This window comes from Sphingobium sp. B2, assembly GCF_007693735.1.
GTDB lineage: Bacteria > Pseudomonadota > Alphaproteobacteria > Sphingomonadales > Sphingomonadaceae > Sphingobium > Sphingobium xenophagum.
On record NZ_VDBZ01000001.1, the window covers coordinates 2,354,778 to 2,378,954 of the forward strand.

Here is a 24,177-nt window from a genome sequence, read left to right on the forward strand (position 1 = left end):
AGGTCGGAAATCTCCCAAGGAAAAGGACGTGCGTCCCGCCCGCTAAATCACCCCGACGATGACCAGCTTGCTTTCCAGCGTTTCCCGGTCAAACGGCTTCATCACATATTCGTCGGCCCCGGCCTCGACGGCCGCCTTGATATGGCCGATGCCATTTTCGGTGGTGCAAAAGATGATCTTGGGCCGGGCCGTCATCTTCGCGCTCGACAGCGCCTGAAGAAACTCCATGCCGCTCATCACCGGCATGTTCCAGTCGAGCAGGACGACATCGGGCGCAGAGGCTTCGCACTGGGTCAGGGCATCCTGACCATCCACGGCTTCGCTGACGGTCAGGTCCAGCGATTCCAGTATGTGGCGCGCCACCTTGCGGATGACCTTCGAGTCGTCAACGACCAGGCAATTCTTCATGAGGCGTCCCTTTGGTTTTCGCGTAACGGCTGAAGGTTTAACCACCAAAGCCAAGCAATTGGTAAACGAGGCAGGCAGGATTATTCGGTTGGTCGCAAATCCGGGCGCATCTGCCGGTCACGCCGCCTGCGCCAGCGCCCCGCCCTCGATGAAGGCGGCCAGCGACACCAGCAGCCAGGGATGCCCTTCATGCTCCACGATGGCGCGCGCATAGGGGGTCCAGGCCGGGTCGATCTGGCCGCGCAGGGGCAATTCGCCTTCCGGCACGCGGCAAATGTCCGTGACGCCGTCGACCATCAGGCCATAGCTGTGGCCGCTGATGTCGGCGATGATGGCCAGTCCCCGCTCCACCCGCGGACTGGCGACGCCATGGATCAGCGCAGCGACGTCGATGATGGTTAGCACCCGGCTGCGCAATGCCGACAGCCCGGCGATATGCGCGCCCATGCCCGGCACGGGCGACACGTCGTTCAGGCGGACGACCGCCTCGACCTCGCTCGTCTCCACCGCGATCCGCGTGCCTGCCAGCGTGGCGAAAAGAAAGAGTCTGTCCATGGCCTTACCCGTTTCCTCCGGCCATCTGGCCCCCGGCGATCGCCGCCATCAGCGCATCCTGATCATAGCGATAGATGCTGTCATCCTGTGGACCGGCCGCGCGCGGCGAAGCGCGCAGATGGACGATGCGGCATCCGATCATCCCGGCCATGACGCCCGCCGTCTGCGCGGCATCGGCGCCGGTCAGCAACAGCACGTCGCGCGGGTCCACCGCCGCATCATCGGGGAGGCCCAGTACGACCTCTTGCCCTGCCTGTCGCAGCAACGGCGCCAAAATCTCGCGGGTCCAGCCATCGTCGGCGTCGGCCAGCAGGCAACGGCCGCGCGTCCGCTCCACGATCGCACGGTCGGGCAGGCTGCCGAACAGCGCGAAGGGATTGATCACTTCCAGATGTTCGCCGTCGATCACCGCGACGCCGCTGATATGGCCGTGCATCGCCACCATGTCCGGCACCATCGGCATCTGCACGATGTCCAGCACGGCAGCGACAGGATAGCAGGCTTCGATCGAACCATCGCGCAGGCGCAGCGCGGAGATTTTGTCGCGCCCGAATTCGGTCAGGCCGTTGGCCACCGGCACCAGTCGGCCATCCAGCCGGACAAAGGCGTCGCCGCCCGACCGGCCGAACAGCGATGCGTCAATATCCTCGACCCGCTCGATCAGCGACAGTTGCAACAGGCGGCGCTGGCCCGAACATTCCTCGAACCGCAGCGCCGCGATCATCTCGATCCCGGCCTGCGCCTTTGTCTCCTGCTCGGACTGGCGAAGGGTGCGGTCGTCGATCATCGTGGGCAATCTGGCCGCGCTGGCAATACCCGCCGCGTCGAGCAGCAGCATCGGCTTGCCATTGTCGGGCAGGGTCATGCCCGCATAGACGCCCGACGCCATCACCAGCGGCGACGCCGGACGGATCACCAGTTCCTCATGATTGTCGACCGCCGACACGCCCATGGCAAAGGGTACGCCCGTGGCAGACCGCACCACCATGATGGCGCGCGGCTCGGCCTCGACCGGCTTTTCCATGCCCAGCACATCTTCCAGGTCGATCATCGAATGACGGACCGACCGGATCGTCGCGATCTTGGCCCCGCCCACTTCGCTGATCTGGAGCGTGTCGTTATTGTCGTGCAGAATTTCCACCACCGCGGCGCGCGGGATCGCGAAATGCAGGCCGCCTGCGCGGATGATCAGGCCCGGAATGATGGTCAGCGTCAGCGGTACGCGCAGGGTGATGCACAATCCGCGCCCCGGATGATTGTCCAGCGCGATCAGGCCGCCGATACGCTCCACATTGGCGCGCACCACGTCCATGCCCACGCCGCGTCCGGAAATCGCCGTCACCTGATTGGCGGTGGACAGCCCGGCCTGAAAAATCAGCTCCAGCCTGTCCGCCTCGCTCATGCGGGCAGCCGCTTCAGGGGTCAGGCGGCCAGCGGCAATCGCCTTTTCCACCAGTCGCGCAGTATCGATGCCCGCGCCATCGTCGCTGATGACGATCACGATCTGGTTGCCCGACTGCCGCGCCTCCAGCCGCAATGACCCGACTTCGGGCTTGCCCGCCGCGCGCCGCTTTTCTGGCGTTTCGATGCCATGGTCGATGCTGTTGCGCACGATATGGGTGAGCGGGTCGACGACCATCTCCACCATCTCGCGGTCCATCTCGACGTCGCCGCCCTCCAGCGTCAACTCGATCCGCTTGCCCAGATCCCGGCCCAGATCGCGCACCATGCGCGGGATCGCGGCAAACAGCCGCTCCACCCGCTGCATCCGGGTCTTGGAAATCACGTCGCGCATGTCGGCCACGCATGTCGACAGCCGCTCGAACACTGTGTCCAGTTCGGTGTCGACCGATCGCTCGCGCAGCTTGCGCGACAATTCGTTGCGCGCCAGCACCATGTCCGACACGCCGTTCATCAACTGGTCGATCAGGCTGAGTGGCAGGCGAATGGTGCGGGGGCCGGACTGGCCGCCTTGCCGCGCCACCGCGACCGGCGCGGCCGCATGGTGATGCTCCTCCCCGCCCGTCGGCAATGTCTCGGCCGGGGTGGTCAGCGCGGCGATCAGAAATTCGTCATTCTCATTGGGCAGCGCCGCCCCTGTCGCCACCGCTTCGGCCAGTTCGCCGATCCGGTCCATCAGGCCCAGCACCGCGCTCACCGTCGCTGGATCGGCAACGCGCTTGCCCGCGCGGATGTCCGACAGCACATCTTCGGCCGCATGGCTCAGCCGCTCGAACCGGGGCAGGTTCAGGAAGCCGCAGCTACCCTTGACCGTATGGAAGAAGCGGAAAATCGCATCGAGCCGGTCCCGATCCGACGGATCGGCTTCCCAGGCGACGACTTCCCCCGCCAGCGCCTCCAGCGTTTCCTGGGTCTCGGATATGAATTCTTGTAACAGTTCGTCCATGCCCATGGTCCCACGGATGCGCGCAACGGGCACCATGGCGGGACGTGGTTAAGAGCGGGTTAAAGCGCAAAAAAACGTATGGCCCGCCCCGTTTGCCAGTAGGATTTTACGGTGTTCTGATCCTGTCTCTTATACACATCTCTGGAGTTGGGCATTGATGCCATGCCTGTCTCTTATACACATCTCTGGAGTTGGGCATTGATGCCATGCCTGTCTCTTATACACATCTCTGGAGTTGGGCATTGATGCCATGCCTGTCTCTTATACACATCTCTGGAGTTGGGCATTGATGCCATGCCTGTCTCTTATACACATCTCTGGAGTTGGGCATTGATGCCATGCCTGTCTCTTATACACATCTCTGGAGTTGGGCATTGATGCCATGCCTGTCTCTTATACACATCTCTGGAGTTGGGCATTGATGCCATGCCTGTCTCTTATACACATCTCTGGAGTTGGGCATTGATGCCATGCCTGTCTCTTATACACATCTCTGGAGTTGGGCATTGATGCCATGCCTGTCTCTTATACACATCTCTGGAGTTGGGCATTGATGCCATGCCTGTCTCTTATACACATCTCTGGAGTTGGGCATTGATGCCATGCCTGTCTCTTATACACATCTCTGGAGTTGGGCATTGATGCCATGCCTGTCTCTTATACACATCTCTGGAGTTGGGCATTGATGCCATGCCTGTCTCTTATACACATCTCTGGAGTTGGGCATTGATGCCATGCCTGTCTCTTATACACATCTCTGGAGTTGGGCATTGATGCCATGCCTGTCTCTTATACACATCTCTGGAGTTGGGCATTGATGCCATGCCTGTCTCTTATACACATCTCTGGAGTTGGGCATTGATGCCATGCCTGTCTCTTATACACATCTCTGGAGTTGGGCATTGATGCCATGCCTGTCTCTTATACACATCTAGCTGTGTATAAGAGACAGCATCATACCTGATGCCGGGGAAAAGGGGCGGGCCATCCCATAAGGGGCGCCGCGATCCAATCGCGACGCCCCTTCCAATCTTGATCGGTAAAAAGCGCTTACTGGTGCTTTTCGACCGCATCCTCGGCCTTTTCGCCCGCTTCGCGGGTCGCGTCGGCCTTGTTTTCCAGCGCGTCGGCGGCGTGTTCAGCCGTATTTTCGGCGGCGCCGGTCAGGTTGTCTGCCATGGCTTCCATATTGTCAGCCTGATTGTCGATCGCATCCGCCTTGTTTTCGTACGCATTCTCGACCTGGTTTTCCTTAGCCGAATCGCACGCGGCGAGGGCCACAAGGCTGGCAAGGCCAAGGATTTTGACGAAGGTTTTCACGGCGTATTCTCCTGTTGCGCCCCCAAGGGCAGACCGTATGGCTCACCGGGCGGAACGGCGTTACGCCGTCCCAACCCTGACCGCGATCAACCGGCCACGCCCCCAATGGTTCCCGCCGACCGCTCCGTTCGTCGCATAGAAGATTATTTTCGCAGCGAATCGCGAATTTCACGCAGCAGGACGATGTCCTCCGGCGTGGGCGCTGGCGCGGGCGCGGCCGCCTCCGGTTCGGGCTTGGCCGTCAGCCGGTTGACCGCTCTCACCAACAGAAAGATGATGAAGGCCAGGATGATGAAATTGACCAGCACGGTCAGGAACTGGCCCCAGCCGAACATCGCGACGCCCGCCGCCTTCAGGTCTGCATAGCTTTGCGGGTTGCCCTCATAATCGGCAGGCAGGTCGCCCAGCCGGATGAAATATTCGGAAAAATCCGCGCCGCCGAAAATATAGCCCACCACCGGCATGATGAGGTCATCGGTCAGCGACTTGGTGATGGTCGCAAACGCGCCGCCGATGATGACGCCGACCGCCAGGTCCATCACATTGCCGCGATTGATGAAGGTCTTGAATTCGCTGATCAGTCCCATCGCTACCGCTCTCCCTTGCAAAGATAATCACTGGATGGCCCGTTGCGTGCGACAGGACAACCGCCTATTTCGTGACGCAGATAATTGCCGAGGATCTTCCATGACCTTCCTGCGCCGCTTTGCCCCTTTCCTTCTGCCGCTGCTGGGCGTTTTCGCCCTGTCCGCCTGCGGCATCAACAGCGTCCCCGCCGCCGAGGAAGAGGCCAAGGCCAAATGGGCCGACGTCCAGGCGCAATATCAGCGCCGCGCCAACCTGATCGGCAACCTCGTCGCCACGGTCAAGGCGGCGGGCAAGCAGGAACAGGACACGCTGGTCCGCGTCACCGAAGCCCGCGCCAAGGCAACCTCGGTTCAGGTCAATGCCGACGATCTGTCCGACCCGGCAAAGGTCGCCCAGTTCCAGGCCGCGCAGGCCCAGCTGAGCCAGGGGCTTGGCCGCCTGCTTGCCTCGGTCGAGGCCTATCCCGACCTCAAGACCAACGCCAACTTCCTGAACCTGCAATCGCAACTGGAAGGCACCGAAAACCGGATCGCCGTCGCCATCCGCGATTATAATGAAGCCGTGCGCGCCTATAACACCCGCATCCGCACCTTCCCCGACGCGATCGGCGCCAAGATCATCCACGGCGCCAAGCCCATGACCCCGTTCCAGGCGACGACGCCCGGCGCGGAAGAAGCGCCGAAGGTCGACTTCGGCAATTGATCGCGTGATCCGCCGCTTTCTTATCCTCCTCGCGCTGCTGGCCTTCGTGCCCGCAGCGCAGGCCCAGTCTTTTCCCAAGCTGACTGGCCGTGTGGTCGATGACGCCGCGCTGCTCTCCCCGGCGCAGGAACAGGCGCTGACCGGCAAGCTCGCTGCGCTGGAAACGCAAAGCGGGCGGCAACTGGTGGTCGCGACCATTCCCGACCTTCAGGGTTATGACATTGCCGATTATGGCTATCGCCTGGGCCGCGCCTGGGGGATCGGCGAAAAGGCGAAGAATGACGGCGCATTGCTGATCGTCGCGCCCAATGAACGCAAGATACGGGTAGAAGTCGGCTATGGCCTGGAAGGGCTGCTGACCGACGCGCAATCGTCCCAGATCATCCGCGACGCCATCGCCCCGCGCTTCAAGGCGGGGGACATGGCTGGCGGCATCGACGCGGGCGTGGACCAGATCGGCGCGATCATGACCCTGCCGCCCGAAGAGGCGAAGGCCCGCGCGGCGGCGGCGGAAGCGGCGGCGCGCAAGGGATCGGGCGGTCATGTCAGCGGCATGGCGATCATCTGGGTCATCGTCATGGTCGTCGCCTTCATCGCGCTGGCATCGCGGCGGCGCGGTACGGGCAAACGCTATCGCAGCCGTTCGGGCGTGCCGATCATCCTGTGGGGTCCGGGGGATTCCGGCTGGGGCGGTGGCGGCTGGGGCGGCGGTGGCGGTTCCGGCTGGGGCGGCGGCGGCTTTGGCGGTGGTGGCGGCTTTTCGGGCGGCGGCGGCAGCTTCGGCGGCGGTGGCGCGTCGGGGGACTGGTGATGCAGCTTCATCTTTCAGCCGCCGACCACGCACTCGTGTCTGCCGCCGTGGCGGAGGCAGAGGCCCATACGTCCGGCGAAATCGTGACGATCGTGACGCGCCGATCCGATGCCTATCATGATGTCGGGCTGCACTGGGCGATCGCGGCGGTGTTCATCGCGCTATCGGTGGCGGCCGCCTTTCCGGAGCAATTGCGAAATTTCCTGTCCGCCCTGCTGCGCGACTGGGACCATGAACTGGCGGACTGGAAATTGCTGACCGGGCTGCTGGGCCTGCTGATCCTCAAATTTCTGGCTGTCCGCTATCTGCTGGCCATCCCGGCGCTGCGCATGTGGATGACCCCGCGCGCCACGCGGGCGCGGCGCGTGCGGCGACGCGCGATCCTGCTGTTCCGCACCGCTGCCGAAGCCCGCACACAGGGCCGCACCGGCGTCTTGATCTACCTCTCGCTGGACGAACATCGCGCCGAAATCGTCGCCGACGCCGCGATCAATGACAAGGTCGCACCGGAAGAATGGGGCGCGGCGATGGCGGCGCTGATCGACGCGATCCGTGCGGGTCGCGCGGGCGAAGGGCTGGCGCAGGCGGTGCGTCAGGTCGGGCTGGTGCTCGCCACCCATTTCCCGCGCGCCGATGACGACATCAACGAACTTCCCGACAGGCTGATCGAATTATGAGTGACCCGGATGCGTCTGCGCCTGAAGAAGTGATGTGGGCCGGGCGCTTCATCACGGCGAAGCGACGCGGCAAATGGGAATATGTCGGCCGCGCGCGGGGCATCAGGGCGGCTGTCATTCTGGCCATCGATGACGGGCATGTCCTGCTGGTCGATCAATATCGCGTGCCGCTGGGACGGCGCTGCATCGAATTGCCCGCGGGCCTTGTCGGCGATCATGACGCGGACGAGGATGCCGGCATCGCCGCCAGTCGCGAACTGGAGGAGGAGACCGGCTATCGCGCCGCGCGCCTGGAATCCGTCGGCGAATTTTTCAGCTCGCCCGGCATGGTCTCGGAAAGCTTCACCCTGTTCCGCGCCCATGATCTGGAAAAGACCGGCGAAGGCGGCGGCGTGGAGGGCGAGGATATTCACGTCCACCGCGTGCCCCTTGCCGGGCTGACGGCGCAGATCGCCGCTTGGCGCGCGGAGGGCTATGCCATGGACGTCAAGCTGCTGTTGCTGTTGGGCGCAGCGATGATCGGCTGACGACTTGGGCGCATCCTGGACGCAGTAGAATGTTTGCCAATCCTCCCCTTTAAGGGGAGGTGGCTGACCGCAGGTCAGACGGAGGGGTGTCCCCCTCCCGATAGCACGACACCCCTCCGTCAGCACGTCGTGCTGCCACCTCCCCTGCGAGGGGAGGATTCATCACACGCCGCATATTAGATTGGCCTGCAATTTTGCTAGCCCGCTTGGGCAGTCAAAAATCTCCCACATCGCATTCTCGCCTCAAGCAACCCGATACCATCCCGCCACCCGATCGAGCGCCAGCGTCAGCACCAGCTTGCCCGCGCGGCTGGGCCAGCCCAGCGCCCGTTCCGCCGCGACCAGCCCTTCGCCCGCGCATACCACCCGCCATAATATGTCCGCCAGCCCCGGCCCTGCCGCGCGGATCGCGCCATCGAAGCGTTCACGCGCCGACAATTGCATCAGCGTCGGGTCCGGCTGGCGCGCGGGCACGGCCCGTCCTCCCGCGCGGGGCGCCGCGTCCCAGCGCATCGTGACGCGCGCGCCCAGCCCGGCCTTCTCCCAGTCTGCACGCAGCCGATCGCCCGCGAGATAATGCCGTTCGCTCAAATGGCCGCGCGCATGGAGCCAGGCCAGCGGCGATTCCCCGATATGGACCAGCACGGTCTGATGGCGGCCCTGCGGGTCTTCGATCGTCTGTTCGACATGGGTGGCGGTCATGCGGCCTTCTCCTTGGACGATGGGTGGGGAATCAGCCTTGCCACGGCGGATAGTTTGTAGGAAAGAGGAAACCAAATAGGTTATTCAGCGAGGCAAAGATGATCACCCGCATCCGCGAGGTCCGCAAGGCGAAGGGGCTGACGCTGGAACAGGTCGGCGCGCTATGCGATCCGCCAACGACCGCGCAGACGATCGGCCGACTGGAAACCGGCACCCGTACCGTATCGATCAAATGGCTCAACCGCATCGCGCTGGCGCTTGACGTCGCCAGCGCCGAACTGGTCGCCCTGCCGGGGCAGAGCGAGGTGCCGGTGGCGGCGCTGCTGGGACCGGACGGTGCCCGCGCGCCGACCCGCACGCTGGCCTTCCCCTCCCCCATTGCGACGGACGGCATGGTCGGCGTCCATGTGAGCGCCAGCATCGGCGATTATCGCAGCGGTGACGCCATCTGGTGCCGCCGCATCGCGCCGCAGGATTTCGCCAGCGCGCTCAACCGCGACATTCTGTTCCCGCGCCCGGCGGGCCGCTTCCTGTTCGGGCGCCTGATCGGGCGGGAAGGCGACCGGCTGCAACTGCTGCCGCTGGGTTCGGGCGCACGCCAGTTGGTGCTGACAGACCCGCCATGGGCCGCAGTCGCGGAACAGCTCGTCCGACGGCTCTAGCCAAAAAGTCACCAGCCTCTTAACCCAATTGCAAAGGCTGCTGCGCGAAAGAGAGACCATGACGCTCAACGTCCTCATGCTATCGACCCTCTTTCCCGACATCAGCCGTCCCAATTTCGGCGTGTTCGTGGAACGGCAGGCGCGCGAACTGGCCAGCCGCCCGGAAGCGAACGTCACCGTGATCGCGCCGGTTGGCCTGCCGCCATGGCCGCTTTCGCTCGCACCGCGCTACGCCGCGTTGCATGCGTTGCCGCGCCGGGAAAAATGGCGCGAACTGACGGTCTATCGCCCGACCTTCCCGATCATCCCCAAATTTGGCGGGGGCACCAATGTCTGGACGATGACCCGCGCGATCCTGCCTCTGGTCAGGCAATTGCACGCGCAAAAGCCGTTCGACGTGATCGACGCCAGCTTCTTCTTTCCCGACGGTCCGGTGGCGCAGCGCCTGTCGCGCGCGCTAGGTATCCCCTATTCGGTCAAGGCGCGCGGCGCGGACATCCATCATTGGGGCAGTCAGCGCGGCACGCGCAAGATGGTGCTGCGCGCGGGTGAAGGCGCGGCAGGGCTTCTCGCCGTATCGGACGCCATGCGCCGCTCCATGGTCCGCATGGGCATGGATGAAGGCAAGATCCGCGTCCATTATACCGGGGTTGATCTCGACACATTCGAACTGGCCGACCGGGCGGAGGCCAAGGCCACGCTCGATTTCAACGGTCCGGTCGTGCTGTGCGTGGGCGCATTGATCCCGCGCAAGGGACAGGATCTGCTGGTCCGCGCCCTGCCCATGCTGCCCGATGTCACCTTGCTGCTGGCGGGACAGGGGCAATATCGGCGAACCCTTGAAAATCTGGCGGAGGAATTGGGGGTCGAACGGCGGATCGGCTTTCTCGGCTCCGTCCCCCACCATAAATTGCCGCGCATCTTCGCTGCCGCCGATGTGATGGCCCTGCCCTCGGCCTCCGAAGGCCTCGCCAATGCCTGGGTAGAGGCGCTGGCCTGCGGCACCCCGATCGTGATCAGCGATGTCGGCGGCGCGCGCGAACTGCTCGACCGGCCGGAAGCGGGACAGATTGTCGATCGCGATCCACAGGCCATCGCCACGGCCATTCAGGCGATATTGGACAACCCGCCCGACGGCGAAGCCGTGCGCGCCGCCGCGCTGCGCTTCACCTGGACGGCCAATGGCGACGCCCTGCTCGCGCATCTGCAAGGCATTGCCGCCACCGCCCGATAAGCGGTTTCGCCTGTCCTACATCGGCCCGCTGCTCTAGCATGCGGGCAGGACGCAGCCGACTTTGCGATAGGATCAGCGTCGCGCAACAATATATCGCATTTGCCGGGAAAAGTGCGAAGTTAAGCGAATCTCGCCCGTCCGTCCGGCGTCGGAAAATGCCCGCCATCGAACGGCACCTCGCCCCAGCGCCAGGGGGTCAATTCGTCATAGGCCGGGTTGGAAATCGGCGCGTGCCGCCGCAGGTTGAGCAGCCGCCCGCCATCATTGCCATAAGCGGTCAGCCGCCCATGTTCGCGATAAATGTCGGTTGGCCGCTCATAATGGAAAGCATCGCCCCAGCCCATCGCCTGCGCCACCTTGGTCAGCATCCACCAGTCTGGCCGCGCCTCCCCCGGCAGGGGGAATAGTCGACGCTGACGACTGACCAGCCGGTCCATGCCGGTCAACGTCCCGTCCTTTTCCACCCATGTCGCAGACGGCAACAGCATCGACCAGCCTTCGCCCTGCTCCGCCAGACTGTCGGTCGATCGAACCGCCAGCGGGACCAGCGCCCTCGCCTCGCACAGCCATGCCTGCGCCGCCGGGTCCGCGCCAATGCTCCATAGCGCCCTGACCTGTCCGTCGCGCATCGCCCGCAACAGCGCCTCCCCCTCCAGCCCCGGCCCTTCGACCAGCAGCCGCGCGCCCCAGAAGCGGGCGACGCTGGCGCGCGCGTCAGGCGCGAAATCGCGATGGGCGGCCAGGCTGTCCGCCACGCAACCAACCTCGCGCGCGCCCATGCCATTGGCCGCACCCGTGATGGCGAAGGGGGTCGCGCCGGGCCGCCCAATCCGTCCGCTGGCAAGGTGAAGGTTGATGACCGCCGCGGCCAGATCGGCACACTCGCTCCCGGGGAACAGAGTGACGACGCGGTCGGTGGCGATCCACTCGTCGTAAAAAGCCCGGATCACCGCTGGCGTCAGCCCGGTCGCGCGGGCGATCGACCAGATGTCATGCCCCGGTCGCAACCGTTCCCAGAAATCGGCCGGCACCGCCACGCTCTGCGCCAGAAACGCCGTGTCATGCCGGCCCTTGTCATGGCCATGCAACAGCGCGCCGGTCAGCAACTGCGCCGCGCTGCCGGGCTTCAGCGTCAAACGCAAATCAGCCTCTATCGCCACCCCCGCATCGGTCAGCAGCACCAGCCGCGCGCCCGCCTCCCGCGCCGTTTTCACCCGGTCCAGCAGCACCGGCTGCGCCATGATGCCGCCCCCCACCAGCAGGATCGTCGCGGCGCGATCAATATCCTCATAGGCTGCGGGCATGACATCCTCGCCGAACGCCCGGACGAGCGCCGCGCTGCTCCCGTCGCGCCACGGTGCATGGACATGCGCCGACCCGAAAAAGCCCTTCATCAGCTTGTTCGCGACATAATAATCCTCGGTCAGCAGACCGCCGCCTATATGCAGCGCAATGCTGCCAGGTCCATGGCGCGCCATCATGGTCGACAGCCGCCGCGCCACCTGCGCGATCGCGCGGTCCCAGCCAGTCGGTCGCCCATCCACCAACGGTCGCAGCAACCGCCCTTCCAGCGATATGGCGTCGTCGCCCAGCGCCTGCCCGCGATCGCACAGCAAGCCGCCATTGGCCGGGTGCAGCCGGTCGCCCTCTACCGTGACGCGCCGGTCGGTGTCAGTGACCGCGCGGATACCGCAGCCGACACCGCACTGGCCGCACTGGCTTCTGACGATCGCCATGTCAGCGCGGTTTCCTGAACATGCCGCCTGCTCTAGCCGATTGATCCCCTCTGCAAAAGTACCGTGCGCCACTTGCTTCGCCAAATGGCGCACGGCACACAGGCGGCATGTTCCTGCGCTTCCTGTCTGCCATCGCCCTGTTGCTGCTTCTGGTCCCGACCGCCCGGGCTGCGTCACCCGATCGCGGCCCGCTGATCCTCGCCGCCGCCAGCATGCAGGAGGCGATGACCGCCGCCGCCGACGCATGGCGCCGGCGCGGTCATGCCCGACCCGTCCTGTCGTTCGCTGGCTCCTCGGCGCTGGCGCGACAGATCCGGGCGGGCGCTCCGGCCGACCTGTTCCTCTGCGCGGATGAGGACTGGATGCGCGATGTCGAGCAGGCCGGGTTCGTCGTACGCGGCACCCGCGTCGATGTCGTCGGCAACCGGCTGGTGCTGGTCACGCCGAAGCGCAAGCCGGTGCGCCTGCGGATCGGCCGCGCCATGCCGATCGCGCGGGCGCTGGGCATCGGGCGGCTGGCCATGGCCGATCCTGACAGCGTGCCAGCGGGCAAATATGGCAAGGCAGCACTCACCAGCCTTGGCGTTTGGCCAAGCGTTGCTGGCAAAATCGCGCGCGGCGACAATGTCCGTGCCGCGCTGGCGCTGGTGGAACGGGGCGAAGTGCCGCTGGGGATCGTCTATGCCACCGACGCGCGGGTTGCGGGCGGCGTGGCGATCGTCGGCGCCTTCCCGGCCAGCAGTCATCCGCCGATCCGTTACCCGATCGCGCGCCTGACCAGCAGCCGCCACAAGGATGCCGAAGCGTTCCGCCGCTTCCTGTTATCGCCATCGGGCAAGGCCATCTTCGCCCGCTACGGCTTCACCGCGCCCTGATCGTCAGGGATCGCTCAGTTGCGGACCCGCCGGATCAGACCGCGCTATTGGACGCGATGAAATCGCTGACCTGGGGCGTCACCAGTTTCAGATGACGGCGGGTTCCGCGCCCGACCGGCGCCAGTCGATCCGCCGCATTCTCGACCAGCATCTGCAAGCCTTCATCGCTCAGCAACCCGCCGCGAATCAGGCAGCGATCGGCCAGCACCTGCCTGAAGGCGGAATAGAGCGCCATGTCGGGTGGCGACGGATTGGTCCAGAATGCGTCCAGCCCCTTCACGCTGACGATGCCGGGGATCTTGTACACCGCATGTCCCAGAACCAGCACCGGCTTGCCGCTGTTCAGCGCCAGCGTGCCGACCGTGCTGTTCACCGTGACCACGCCGATCGCGTTTTTCACGACGGCGGCAATATCCCAGTCCGACAGATAATGGATACGGTCCGCCACGCCATAATCTTTCGCCAGACGACGGATCAGCCGGCCCCAGGCGACCAGCCCGGAATCGAGCGGATGCTGCTTGATCACCAGCAGCACGTCAGCGGGGGCATGATGGGCAAAGCTTTTGATGACGAAGCGCAACGCCGCCCGCATGTTGCCAAAGGGCGAATGGACGCGCAGCTGATAATCGGAATTCAGCTGCAACGGCAGGGTGAAATAGCGCTTTCCTTCCACCCTGGCCCAGGCCTGGGCCGACTGCTCCAGGTCGCGGCTGCGCATCATCAACTTCCGCGCCCAGGACAGCGATTCCATGACGAAACTGTGCGGCCGGTGGGTCCGGTAAAAGGGGAATAGCGGGCGCAGCATGGCAGCAGCAAAACCATTGCGCATGGTATTGCGCGCGCGGGTGCTGAAGTTCGAAGGGATTGTCGGCTGATTCTCCTCCAGCGGGGGGAGGCCCATCGCTTCGTCGCGATACCATTGCGGGTCCAGCGGCAAGGTGGAATTGCCGTTCACGCCATCGGCCTGAAGCGTCAGGAAATCGGGGCGGATATATCCTTCCTCCACCACATGCACGCGCAGGTTGCGCAGCCGGGCCATGCCGTGCGCGCTGGCATGATAGGGGCGGCAATCGCCATAAAGGATCAGGTCAGTGACGCCATGGGCGACGATGAAATCGTCGAAAAACAGCGGCCAGTTACGGAAGGTGCCATGATAGTCGGTCGCATCGCCGGGCCAGTCGACCTTGTCGCCGCCATTGATGTTGATTCGCAACGCCACATGCCCGCGCTGCCGCAAAGCGTCGGCCAGCATCGCGAAATAGGGACCATGCGGTCCTTGCAGAAACAGAAAGGTCTTCTTGTTGCGGTCAGCCATGCAGAAACTCAGCGGACAAGGTCATAAAACGTCGAAACTTCCCCTGTAGCGCCCGCAACGCGATGAGCCAGGTCATCGGCGGCGTCGATCCATCCGCCATACGATCCACCATGATTTCGGGACCGCACGGCAACCGCGTTACCGGATCGAGATAACGAGGATAGAGAATGAGAGCGGCCGCGACAAGCTGATCCACGGTGAGTTGACGCCCGCGCCGCACACAGGGTTGCGCCAGATCGCGCGTCAGGCCCCAGCCTGCGTAGAAAGGCATCCCATGGACCGTTACGGAACGGCCGCGCATCAGCGCCTCGAAACCGGTCAGGGAAGAGAGGACATGGAGTTCATCAACAGCCTGCACCAGTTCCATCAGCGGCGCACCGCTGTCGATCGCATCGGCGTGGGCGAGAACAACGGAGTCGGGCAAATGCCCCTTGCGATGCCCCGCCTGCACATCGGGATGGGGGCGATAGACGATCCAGGCGTCCGGTTCGGCCCGGCGCACCCGCTTCAGAAAATCCAGATTGCCATCGACCCCGGCCCCGCCCAGCCGCACCGACAGATCGTCATCGACCTGGCCGATCGCCAACACCGTGCGCCTGCCGGCCGGAAGATCGATCATCTGCCCGGCTTCCGGCCCATATTTGGTCACGCCGGTGGCGCAGACCCGTTCGCGCAGGCGGCGGGCGCGATCGACCAGCGCGGGCGAGAAATCATGCGTCGCCAGCAGCGTTTCCAGATCATTGGCGGCGCGCGCATTATAATAGATGCCCGTGCGATCCACCACGACGGAGCCGGGCGGGTGCAACGCGGCACCCAACCCGCGGGAACGCAGAAAGCCATCTTCCACCCGCGCCAGCGCCACGCCCTGATCAGCGGCATCCTGCGGCAGGGTGACAGGCACGCGCGACGGCCAGACCGCCAGCGCCCCCTGCTCCCGCCGGGCGCGGCGCAGTCCCCGGTCGGCGGACAGAAATGGGGGCGAGGCAATGCCGTCCCACAGGAAATGACGGATCGCGTCACGCTTCCAGAACGCCATGCCGCTCGCCGCCACGATGCCGCGATTGCCGTCGATATGCCGCCGCCAGTCAGCGAGCTGCGTCACCGCCTGCATCGCATCGACCGGCGCACCAGTAAAACAGTCGCGATAGCGGGCGGCTGCGATCCGCGCCTTGAGGGACGCGCGCAGCTGACCCGGATCGATGACCGCGCCATCAGGGCCGATCACGGAAACGCCCAGCAGGCCCGCGATCAGCGCCACGTCCTCGTCCGCCTGCGCATGGATCGACTGCACGGAAGCGACCAGTGCCCAAGGATCACTCTCAGCACGATCCGAACGGCCCGGTTCACCGGGTCTTGCGCCCCAAAACGCGCCGCCGACCCGCGCCGCGACAATCGCATCCAGCACATCGTCGCCAACCGGCGCAGCGCCATCGCCCGTTTCGCGCATCACGCTGACAGCGGCGAGTGAAGCAGCAATGCCGGGAAAAGGCGGGGACCGCAGGAATGGCGTGGGAATCATAATGGCAGTCAGTTCATGGGCTTGGGCCGATGCAAGGTCAAGAAACAGAACTTGTCACATCTTCCAGCAAATCGATGACGATATCGAAATAGTCCCGCCAGGTCGGCGCGCGCCAGACCGAGAGCCGCGCGATCTGCGCCGCGCGATCGGGCGAATCCGGCTGACTATAGTTCAAGATCGCCTTCATCCAGCCCAGCCCGTCGAGCGGATCGAGATAGTCGGGCGCGTCGCCACCCACTTCGCGATGAGCCATGATGTCGCTGCATATCACCGGAACGCCAGCGGCCAGCGCCTCCACCACCGGCATCCCGAACCCTTCGGCGAAGGAAGGCATCAGCATCGCGCGCGCGTTGGCGACCAGCGCCTGCATCCGCGTGTCGGACACCTCGCCCGCCTCGATCACATGGCCGCGCAAGGCTTCGGCGCGATCGAGCAGATCCACGACATTTTCATTCTCCCACCCGCGCCGTCCGATCAGCACCAGCACCGGGGCTGCATCGCCCAGTTGCTCGACCAGCCGCCGCCAGATGGTGAGCAGCAGCAGGTGATTCTTGCGCGGCTCGATGGTCGAAATATAGACGAAATAAGGGCGGTCAGGCAGCGTTTCGCCACGGCCGCCAAATATGTCCACGGCGTCCGCGCCGAAATGGGCGACACGGACCACGCGCCCGGCCAGCCCGCTGGCCATATGCGGCGCCAGCGCGTCGATCGTCGCCTGGCTATTGCCGATGATGCCGCTGGCAAAGCGATCGATCGTATGCACCCGCCGCCGATGTTCATCCGCCCCCTGTGGCCGGGCATATTCGGGATGGCTGAGCGGGATCACATCATGCACCAGCGTCACGAATTTCGCGCCCTCCGCGCGCAGGATCGCACCGACCTGATCGGCATTGTCCAGATGGTGTGGCGACACTTGCAGATAGAGGCGGGGTCCGGTTGCGCGTGGCACCGGGCGCGGACGCAGCGCGAACATGTGCCGCACGATCGCCGCCCGCCCCTCGCGCGCATCGGCCGCCCCGGCGTTGCGCCATTTGGCCGCTGTGAAGGCCAGAAATTGCCGCACCGCCGCGCTGTTGAGCCGACCATAATAGCCGCCTGCCGGATGAACCGCTGCAAAGGACAGCCGGTCTGGAATCCGCTCCAGCAGTTCGCGGGCATAGACATATTCCACCCGGTCGATGCCGGTCGGCGCGGGGTGGAAGGAACGCGACAGCAGGCGCGACAGGTCGAGGACAACCTCGCCCTCGCCCCGCCGCCCCTGGAACAGCGGACTGGCCCGCTTGGTACGCAAAGCCAGCCGGGCACCGGGCACGTTGAAGGGACGCAGGACCATGTCAGCGTCCGCCAACACAAAGGGGCGTCTGCCCCGCAAAGCGATGGAAACGCATCAGAGGTGCGCGCGTATCTCTTGCGCCAGCGCTTGGAGCGCATCGGCGTCCGCGAACTGGCCTTGTCCATGGGCGACGAAGCCGGTCGCCTGCCCTGCCCAGCGCGGCACGATATGGACATGCAGATGGAACACCGTCTGCCCCGCCGCCGATCCGTTGAACTGGGCGATGTGCAGGCCGTCGGGGTTGAGCGCGGCCCGGATGGCAGTCGCGACCTTGCGGGTCGTCGCCATCACCTGCGCCAGCGCGTCCTCCTCAATCTCCAATATGTTGCGCGCCTTCGACCATTTGGAAATGACCAGCGCATGGCCCTTCGACTGCGGCTGAATGTCCAGAAAGCAGAACGTATGGGCATCCTCATACAGGGGGACCGAAGGGATTTTGCCCGCAAGGATGAGGGCAAAGACATTGCCCTCATCATAAGTACCATCAAGGCTCATGACGCTGTCAGACCAGATAGTGCGCGGTGGTCTTGGCGGCGACCTCTTCCGCCGTGACGCCCGGCGCCATTTCGACCAGTGTGAACGGGCTGTCATGGTCGGGACGCTGGAACACGCACAGGTCGGTGATGATCATGTCGACCACATTCTTGCCGGTCAGCGGCAGGGTGCAGGCCGGGATGAACTTGGGATCGCCATTCTTGCTGGTGTGCTCCATCACGACGATGATCTTCTTGACGCCCGCGACCAGATCCATCGCGCCGCCCATACCCTTGATCATCTTGCCGGGGATCATCCAGTTGGCGATGTCGCCATTTTCCGCCACTTCCATCGCGCCAAGCACGGTCAGGTCGATATGCCCGCCGCGGATCATCGCGAAACTGTCGGCCGAACTGAAATAGGCGGTCTGCGGCAGTTCGCTGATCGTCTGCTTGCCCGCGTTGATAAGGTCGGCATCCTCCTCGCCCTCATAGGGAAAGGGACCGATCCCCAGCATCCCGTTTTCCGATTGCAGCGTCACTTCCACGCCTTCGGGAATATGGTTGGCGACCAGCGTCGGGATGCCGATGCCCAGGTTCACATAGAAGCCGTCCTGCAATTCCTTTGCCGCGCGCGCGGCCATTTCATCACGTGTCCAGGGCACTATATGGCCTCCTCTGCTTAATGGGGCTTCCACCGGTTCTTGGGGAAAATCTCGTTAAAATCGCCTTCGGCGCCCTTGCCATAGACGGGGTTGGGCAACAGGAACCATCCCTGCCCCCACATCCGCGCCAGCATGGGCGATCCCATGGCCTGCCGCCGTTTCACCACGGGCAGGCGGCCGTTTTCCTTCACGTTGAACAGGTCGCTGAAATCGCCGAGCTGGTCGCCCGCCATCGCCACGACGCACCATGTCTCGGCGATCGTGGCGCGGCGCCCGTCCTTCTTGCCATCGCCAGCACTGTCCAGAAACAGCGTCTTGCCCGGCTCCGCCACGCCCAGCCCGGCATGGGCCAGCGCTTCGGCGGTTTCCTGCATGCTGGCGGCGCTGCGATTGCTGTTGAAGATCACGGCAATGTCCGCCTTGCGCAGCGTATCGACCGCCTCGACCGCGCCGGGCACCGGATCGACCAGCTTCGCGCCGTCCTTTTCCCACTTGGCCCAGGCATCCTTGTCGAAAGCCCGCGACTGTTCATAGCTTTGCTGCTTGGCCGCCGCCCAATATTCAGCGCCGGTGTTCAACAGCAAGGTCTCGTCAATATCGAACACGACGGCGGGCTTCTTGTCGCCGCAGCTTTCGAAGGCTGGCCGGTCGAGCGTCGCGCCGGGCGCCAGTACCCGCTGCACCACCGGCTCGCCCATGCGCCAGCGTTCCGCCTGTATCACCGCAAAAGCACGCAGCGCGTTGAACGCCTGCCGGCTGGTCGCCGCCCCTTCCGCCGAACCATAGAGCCACTGGAACTCGCGCCAGGGCTGGTCGCTGTCGGGGCGCGTCTGCGCCGTGGCTGGCGCGCCCGCCAACAACGCGGCCACCGCCGCCAGCGCGCCGGTCAGGCGACGCATCACGCCGCCGCCCGCTGCCTTACCGTGCGGAACTCGATCTTCTTGTCATAGGGCGCGCCCACGATCATGCGCTTGACGTAAATGCCGGGCAGGTGGATCGCGTCCGGGTCCAGGCTGCCGGTCGGCACCACTTCCTCGACCTCCGCAATGCAGATTTTTGCGGCAGTCGCCATCGGCTGGTTGAAGTTGCGCGCGGTCTTGCGGAAGATCAGGTTGCCGCTCTCGTCAGCCTTCCAGCCCTTGACGATCGCAACGTCGGCGAAAATGCCCCGCTCCAGGATATAATCCTGCCCGTCGAAGCTCTTGACTTCCTTGCCCTCGGCCACGGCAGTGCCGACGCCGGTCTTGGTGTAGAAACCGGGGATGCCTGCCCCGCCGGCGCGGCAGCGTTCGGCCAGCGTCCCTTGCGGGCAGAATTCGACTTCCAGTTCGCCCGCCAGATACTGGCGTTCAAATTCCTTATTCTCGCCGACATAGGAAGAGATCATTTTCTTGACCTGCCGGGTGCGCAGCAGCTTGCCCAGCCCCTCGCCATCGATACCGGCATTGTTGGAAGCGATGGTCAGATCTTTCACCCCCGAATCGCGGATCGCATCGATCAGCCGTTCGGGAATGCCGCACAGGCCAAAACCGCCCGCGCACAGGTGCATGCCGTCGAAGAGAAGCCCGTCCAGCGCGGACGCGGCATCGGGGTATAGCTTGTTCACCATCGCTTATTTCCTCCTCAACTGACCCAGCCCATAGGCGACAAGATAGGCGGCGGTCAATTTGCTGCACAAGCGAAAGACGCGTCAGATAAGCCCTGCCAGGGGACTGGACGGATCGGCATACATGCGCTTGCCCATGCGACCGGCGCGATAGGCCATGCGCCCCGCCTCCACGCCTGCCTTCATCGCGGCGGCCATCAGCACCGGGTCTTTCGCTTCGGCGATCGCGGTGTTCATCAGGACGCCGGTGCAGCCCAGCTCCATCGCCTGCGCCGCTTCGGACGCCGTGCCCACGCCTGCATCGACGAGCACGGGCAGCTTGGTGCCCTCGACGATCAGGCGGATGGTGACCCGGTTCTGGATGCCGAGGCCCGAACCGATCGGCGCGCCCAGCGGCATGATCGCCACCGCGCCCACATCCTCCAGTCGCTTGGCTGCGATCGGGTCGTCGACGCAATAGACCATCGGCTTGAAGCCTTCCTTGGCCAATATCTCGGTCGCGCGCAGCGTTTCGACCATATCGGGATAAAGCGTACGCGCCTCGCCCAGCACTTCCAGCTTCACCAGCTCCCAGCCGCCCGCTTCCCGCGCCAGCCGCAGCGTGCGGATCGCTTCCTCGCCGGTAAAGCAGCCCGCCGTGTTGGGCAGATAGGTGATGACCTTTGGATCGATATAGTCGGTCAGCATCGGCGCCTTGGGGTCCGACACGTTCACCCGGCGCACGGCGACGGTGACGATCTCCGCGCCTGATGCCGCGACCGCCGCCGCATTCTGCTCGAAATTCTTATATTTGCCCGTGCCGACGATCAGGCGCGACCGGAAGGTCTGGCCCGCCACGCTCCAACTATCGTCGGCGACCGAAGCGACGTCGCCACCGCCGACAAAATGCACGATTTCCAGCTCGTCGCCATCCTCGACCATGACCTGCGCCAGCGTAGAGCGCGGCACGACCTCCAGATTGCGTTCGACCGCGACCTTTTCGGGCACGAAACCCAGCTCACTTGCCAGTTCGGCCAGGGTCAGCCCGTCGCGCACGCGGCGATGTTCGCCATTGATATGGATGGAAATAGTGCCGTCGACGCTCACAATATGCGGTCCCGTTCATGCAAGATGGAAACGTGTCTCGACTTGGCGCGACACGAAAGGCTAAAGGTCTTGGCCACATATAGGGGCGCTTGTCCCCTGCTCGCAACAACCAAGGGGGATCGTCGTGGCGGATACGCGCAAAATCTATGTGCTGAACGGCCCCAATCTCAACATGCTGGGAACGCGGGAGCCGGAAATATATGGCTATGACACGCTGGACGATATTGCGGAACGGATGGAGGATGCCGCCACCCGCGCCCATGTCGTCATTGATTTTCGCCAGTCCAACCATGAAGGCCATCTGATCGACTGGTTGCAGGAGGCCCATGGCGAAGGCGCCCATGCGGTCATCCTGAATCCCGGCGGACTGACCCACACGTCGGTCGCCCTGCATGACGCGATCAAGGGCATCACCGTGCCGGTGATCGAAGTGCATCTGTCCAACCCGCACAAGCGTGAGGCATTCCGCCACAAAAGCTATGTCGGCATGGCGGCGAAGGGCACGGTCGCGGGATTTGGCCCAATGTCCTACATGCTGGCGCTGGAAGCCGCGCTGGAACTGTAACAGCCGTTGCACTGCTTCGGGTCGACGCTACAAAGTTGCGCTTTGGCGCAAATCGGCATAGGCGCTTGCCGCAATTATCAGGCTTAGATACGAAATAAGGGTCAACCATGAACGACAAGCAGGAAAAGGGCGCAATGCAGGTGGATGTCGCGCTGGTGCGCGAATTGGCCGCGCTGCTCGACGATACCCACCTGACCGAGATCGAGGTCGAGGATGGCGATCGCAAGATCCGCGTCGCCCGCAAGGCTGGCGGCGGCGCGCCCATCTATGCGCCATCCTTCGCCCCGGCCCCCGCCGCCCAGGCAGCTCCGACTGCCGCCCCCATGGCCGCGTCCGCCGCTGAATTGGCGGCGCCCGCAGGAACCATGGTCCGGTCGCCGATCGTCGGCACCGCCTATCTGTCGGCAGAACCGGGCGCCGCCCCGTTCGCACGGGTCGGCGCACAGGTCGCCGCCGGCGAAACCATCCTGATCGTGGAAGCGATGAAGGTGATGAACGCCATTCCCGCGCCGTCGTCCGGCACGATCAAGGCGGTATTGGTCGATAATGGTCAGCCGGTCGAATATGACCAGCCGCTGATCGTCATCGAATAAGGCCGCGCAGCCCATGACCATCGAAAAGCTGTTGATCGCCAACCGCGGCGAGATCGCGCTGCGTATTCACCGTGCCTGCCACGAAATGGGGATCAAGACGGTCGCCGTCCATTCGACCGCCGACGCCGACGCCATGCATGTGCGGCTGGCCGACGAAGCGATCTGCATCGGGCCGCCCGCCGCACGCGACAGTTACCTGAACATCGCGGCGATCATTTCGGCCGCCGAAATATCAGGCGCGGACGCGATCCATCCGGGCTATGGCTTTTTGAGCGAAAACGCCAAATTCGCCGAAATCGTCGAGGCCCATGGCATTGCCTTTGTGGGGCCAAAGCCCGAACATATCCGCACCATGGGCGACAAGATCGAGGCGAAGCGGACCGCCGGTGCGCTGGGCCTGCCGCTCGTCCCCGGTTCCGACGGCGCGATCAGCGACCTTGAGGAGGCCAAGGCGATCGCGGAAAAGGCCGGCTATCCGGTCATCATCAAGGCAGCATCGGGCGGCGGCGGTCGCGGCATGAAGGTCTGCACCTCGCCCGATGAGCTGGAAACGCTGATGCAGCAGGCCGGGTCGGAAGCGAAAGCGGCATTTGGCGACGCGACCGTCTATCTCGAAAAATATCTGGGCAATCCGCGCCACATCGAAATTCAGGTGTTCGGCGACGGCAATGGCAACGCCATCCATCTGGGCGAACGCGATTGTTCGCTCCAGCGCCGCCACCAGAAGGTGCTGGAAGAAGCGCCCTCCCCGATCCTGAGCCAGGCCGACCGCGAGCGGATCGGTGGCGTCTGCGCGAAGGCGATGGCCGATATGGGCTATCGCGGCGCAGGCACGATCGAATTCCTCTGGGAAGATGGCGAATTCTACTTCATCGAAATGAACACCCGGCTTCAGGTCGAACATCCGGTGACCGAGATGATCACCGGCGTCGATCTGGTCCGCGAACAGATCCGCATCGCCGAAGGCAAGCCGCTGTCCGTCGCGCAGGAGGATCTGCGCTTTACCGGCCATGCGATCGAATGCCGGATCAATGCCGAAGACCCCCGCACCTTCGCGCCATCGCCCGGCACCGTGACCCGCTATCATGTCCCCGGCGGCATGCATGTCCGCGTCGATAGCGGCCTGTATCAGGGTTATAAGGTGCCGCCTTATTATGACAGCATGATCGGCAAGCTGATCGTCTATGGCCGCACCCGCGAAGGCTGCATCATGCGGCTGAAACGCGCCTTGCAGGAATATGTGATCGAGGGGATGAAAACCACGATCCCGTTGCATCAGGCGCTGCTGGAGGACCCGCAGTTCCTGAACGGCGACTATACGATCAAATGGCTGGAAGATTGGCTGGCTCGTGAGGGGTAAGGAAAGCATCCGGGGGATTCGTTTCTCCGAACCAGCCTGCCAACTGGCGCGGGACGGCCAGGGATGAAGGCCACCATCTGGCATAATTCCCGCTGTTCCAAATCGCGCGCGGCGCTGGCGATCCTGCAGGAAACGCCCGGCGTCGACGTGACGGTCGTGGAATATCTCAAGACCCCGCCCAGTCGGGCCGAGATCGCGGCCGTGCTGGCCAAGGCCGGACTGAGCCCGCGCGATGCGCTGCGCAAGGGGGAGAGCGTCGTCAAGGAAATCGCCCTCGACACCAGCGACGATGCCGCGATCCTCGATGCCATGGCCGCGCATCCGATCCTGATCGAGCGCGCAATCGTCATGACCGACAAGGGCGCAGTGATCGCCCGTCCGCCGGAAAAGGCGCGCGACGTCCTGTAACGTCACCATGGCGTAACATTGCCATGATTGAGGGCTTGCTTTGGCGGGCG

The 24,177-nt window shown here is 64.3% G+C and carries 27 protein-coding genes; 11 read left to right on the plus strand and 16 right to left on the minus strand.

Annotated features, from left to right (window positions below; translation table 11 throughout):
• Window positions 1–42: 42 nt before the first annotated feature.
• The 6 genes from FE851_RS11420 to mscL form a co-directional block, all read right to left on the minus strand.
• Window positions 43–408: a response regulator gene (locus FE851_RS11420; protein ID WP_006958812.1), complete on the minus strand. Its 366-nt coding sequence runs from the start codon at window positions 406–408 to the stop codon at window positions 43–45.
• 117 nt (window positions 409–525) lie between these two features.
• On the minus strand, window positions 526–963 hold the full coding sequence (locus tag FE851_RS11425; RefSeq protein ID WP_017181045.1) for a chemotaxis protein CheW: 438 nt from the start codon (window positions 961–963) through the stop codon (window positions 526–528).
• 4 nt (window positions 964–967) lie between these two features.
• Window positions 968–3,370 (minus strand): chemotaxis protein CheA, encoded by a 2,403-nt coding sequence (locus FE851_RS11430; RefSeq protein ID WP_145202525.1) that lies wholly within the window; start codon window positions 3,368–3,370, stop codon window positions 968–970.
• 833 nt (window positions 3,371–4,203) lie between these two features.
• Window positions 4,204–4,443 carry a hypothetical protein gene (locus FE851_RS11435; RefSeq protein WP_145202528.1) on the minus strand — a complete coding sequence of 80 codons (240 nt, stop codon included), beginning with the start codon at window positions 4,441–4,443 and terminating at the stop codon, window positions 4,204–4,206.
• Complete coding sequence (locus FE851_RS11440) at window positions 4,421–4,690, minus strand: hypothetical protein (RefSeq protein ID WP_017181043.1); 270 nt, start codon at window positions 4,688–4,690, stop codon at window positions 4,421–4,423. The genes FE851_RS11435 and FE851_RS11440 overlap by 23 nt, the downstream gene beginning before the upstream one ends.
• A gap of 143 nt (window positions 4,691–4,833) precedes the next feature.
• Window positions 4,834–5,277, minus strand: coding sequence for a large conductance mechanosensitive channel protein MscL (gene mscL / locus FE851_RS11445; protein ID WP_130751990.1), 444 nt, complete (start codon window positions 5,275–5,277; stop codon window positions 4,834–4,836).
• Between the two features lie 100 nt (window positions 5,278–5,377).
• On the opposite strand from mscL, the gene FE851_RS11450 reads away from it, so the two are divergent.
• Genes FE851_RS11450 through FE851_RS11465 form a run of 4 tightly spaced genes read left to right on the plus strand, consistent with a single transcriptional unit; the run spans window position 5,378 to window position 7,995 of the window.
• Window positions 5,378–5,980: a LemA family protein gene (locus FE851_RS11450; RefSeq protein ID WP_145202530.1), complete on the plus strand. Its 603-nt coding sequence runs from the start codon at window positions 5,378–5,380 to the stop codon at window positions 5,978–5,980.
• A 4-nt stretch (window positions 5,981–5,984) separates the two neighbouring features.
• On the plus strand, window positions 5,985–6,791 hold the full coding sequence (locus tag FE851_RS11455) for a TPM domain-containing protein (protein WP_145202533.1): 807 nt from the start codon (window positions 5,985–5,987) through the stop codon (window positions 6,789–6,791).
• Window positions 6,791–7,468, plus strand: a complete 678-nt coding sequence (locus FE851_RS11460; RefSeq protein ID WP_017181039.1) for a TPM domain-containing protein — start codon at window positions 6,791–6,793, stop codon at window positions 7,466–7,468. The genes FE851_RS11455 and FE851_RS11460 overlap by 1 nt, the downstream gene beginning before the upstream one ends.
• The gene (locus tag FE851_RS11465) at window positions 7,465–7,995 is read left to right on the plus strand and encodes an NUDIX hydrolase (protein ID WP_017181038.1); all 531 of its coding nucleotides are present in this window, start codon (window positions 7,465–7,467) and stop codon (window positions 7,993–7,995) included. Before FE851_RS11460 ends, FE851_RS11465 begins: the two co-directional genes overlap by 4 nt.
• Window positions 7,996–8,238: 243 nt before the next feature.
• Here FE851_RS11465 and FE851_RS11470 read toward each other — a convergent pair whose 3' ends face one another.
• Window positions 8,239–8,697: a DUF6456 domain-containing protein gene (locus FE851_RS11470; protein ID WP_130751987.1), complete on the minus strand. Its 459-nt coding sequence runs from the start codon at window positions 8,695–8,697 to the stop codon at window positions 8,239–8,241.
• Between the two features lie 98 nt (window positions 8,698–8,795).
• On the opposite strand from FE851_RS11470, the gene FE851_RS11475 reads away from it, so the two are divergent.
• Both FE851_RS11475 and FE851_RS11480 read left to right on the plus strand, forming a co-directional pair.
• The gene (locus tag FE851_RS11475; RefSeq protein ID WP_145202536.1) at window positions 8,796–9,359 is read left to right on the plus strand and encodes a helix-turn-helix domain-containing protein; all 564 of its coding nucleotides are present in this window, start codon (window positions 8,796–8,798) and stop codon (window positions 9,357–9,359) included.
• A gap of 58 nt (window positions 9,360–9,417) precedes the next feature.
• Window positions 9,418–10,593 carry a glycosyltransferase gene (locus FE851_RS11480; protein WP_145202538.1) on the plus strand — a complete coding sequence of 392 codons (1,176 nt, stop codon included), beginning with the start codon at window positions 9,418–9,420 and terminating at the stop codon, window positions 10,591–10,593.
• A gap of 119 nt (window positions 10,594–10,712) precedes the next feature.
• Here FE851_RS11480 and FE851_RS11485 read toward each other — a convergent pair whose 3' ends face one another.
• Entirely contained in the window at window positions 10,713–12,329 is a 1,617-nt protein-coding gene (locus tag FE851_RS11485; RefSeq protein ID WP_145202541.1) for a molybdopterin oxidoreductase family protein, read from the minus strand.
• 107 nt (window positions 12,330–12,436) lie between these two features.
• Here FE851_RS11485 and modA point away from each other — a divergent pair, with 107 nt between their 5' ends.
• Window positions 12,437–13,204, plus strand: coding sequence for a molybdate ABC transporter substrate-binding protein (modA, locus tag FE851_RS11490; protein WP_145202544.1), 768 nt, complete (start codon window positions 12,437–12,439; stop codon window positions 13,202–13,204).
• A gap of 34 nt (window positions 13,205–13,238) precedes the next feature.
• Here modA and FE851_RS11495 read toward each other — a convergent pair whose 3' ends face one another.
• From FE851_RS11495 to thiS, 8 genes are all read right to left on the minus strand, one after another.
• Window positions 13,239–14,519 (minus strand): capsule biosynthesis protein, encoded by a 1,281-nt coding sequence (locus FE851_RS11495; RefSeq protein ID WP_145202547.1) that lies wholly within the window; start codon window positions 14,517–14,519, stop codon window positions 13,239–13,241.
• Window positions 14,512–16,038 carry a beta-3-deoxy-D-manno-oct-2-ulosonic acid transferase gene (locus tag FE851_RS11500; protein ID WP_145202550.1) on the minus strand — a complete coding sequence of 509 codons (1,527 nt, stop codon included), beginning with the start codon at window positions 16,036–16,038 and terminating at the stop codon, window positions 14,512–14,514. The genes FE851_RS11495 and FE851_RS11500 overlap by 8 nt, the downstream gene beginning before the upstream one ends.
• 37 nt (window positions 16,039–16,075) lie before the next feature.
• Complete coding sequence (locus FE851_RS11505) at window positions 16,076–17,371, minus strand: glycosyltransferase family 4 protein (RefSeq protein WP_145202553.1); 1,296 nt, start codon at window positions 17,369–17,371, stop codon at window positions 16,076–16,078.
• Between the two features lie 54 nt (window positions 17,372–17,425).
• Window positions 17,426–17,866, minus strand: coding sequence for an HIT family protein (locus FE851_RS11510; protein WP_017181029.1), 441 nt, complete (start codon window positions 17,864–17,866; stop codon window positions 17,426–17,428).
• Between the two features lie 7 nt (window positions 17,867–17,873).
• Window positions 17,874–18,509, minus strand: coding sequence for a CoA transferase subunit B (locus tag FE851_RS11515; protein ID WP_026002045.1), 636 nt, complete (start codon window positions 18,507–18,509; stop codon window positions 17,874–17,876).
• 17 nt (window positions 18,510–18,526) lie between these two features.
• A complete protein-coding gene (locus FE851_RS11520) occupies window positions 18,527–19,408 on the minus strand; it encodes an HAD family acid phosphatase (protein ID WP_145202558.1) in 882 nt (293 codons plus the stop codon).
• Window positions 19,408–20,118, minus strand: coding sequence for a CoA transferase subunit A (locus FE851_RS11525; protein WP_017181026.1), 711 nt, complete (start codon window positions 20,116–20,118; stop codon window positions 19,408–19,410). The genes FE851_RS11520 and FE851_RS11525 overlap by 1 nt, the downstream gene beginning before the upstream one ends.
• Before the next feature lie 81 nt (window positions 20,119–20,199).
• Window positions 20,200–21,201 (minus strand): sulfur carrier protein ThiS, encoded by a 1,002-nt coding sequence (thiS, locus tag FE851_RS11530; RefSeq protein ID WP_017181025.1) that lies wholly within the window; start codon window positions 21,199–21,201, stop codon window positions 20,200–20,202.
• Window positions 21,202–21,325: 124 nt separating this feature from the next.
• Here thiS and aroQ point away from each other — a divergent pair, with 124 nt between their 5' ends.
• The 4 genes from aroQ to arsC all read left to right on the plus strand — a co-directional run bounded on the left by aroQ (window position 21,326) and on the right by arsC (window position 24,127).
• Entirely contained in the window at window positions 21,326–21,766 is a 441-nt protein-coding gene (gene aroQ, locus FE851_RS11535) for a type II 3-dehydroquinate dehydratase (protein WP_019053742.1), read from the plus strand.
• Window positions 21,767–21,873: 107 nt separating this feature from the next.
• Window positions 21,874–22,359, plus strand: a complete 486-nt coding sequence (gene accB, locus FE851_RS11540; RefSeq protein ID WP_145202561.1) for an acetyl-CoA carboxylase biotin carboxyl carrier protein — start codon at window positions 21,874–21,876, stop codon at window positions 22,357–22,359.
• Window positions 22,360–22,372: 13 nt separating this feature from the next.
• Window positions 22,373–23,719, plus strand: coding sequence for an acetyl-CoA carboxylase biotin carboxylase subunit (gene accC / locus FE851_RS11545; RefSeq protein WP_017181022.1), 1,347 nt, complete (start codon window positions 22,373–22,375; stop codon window positions 23,717–23,719).
• A 63-nt stretch (window positions 23,720–23,782) separates the two neighbouring features.
• Complete coding sequence (arsC, locus tag FE851_RS11550) at window positions 23,783–24,127, plus strand: arsenate reductase (glutaredoxin) (protein ID WP_145202564.1); 345 nt, start codon at window positions 23,783–23,785, stop codon at window positions 24,125–24,127.
• The last annotated feature ends 50 nt before the right edge of the window (window positions 24,128–24,177 follow it).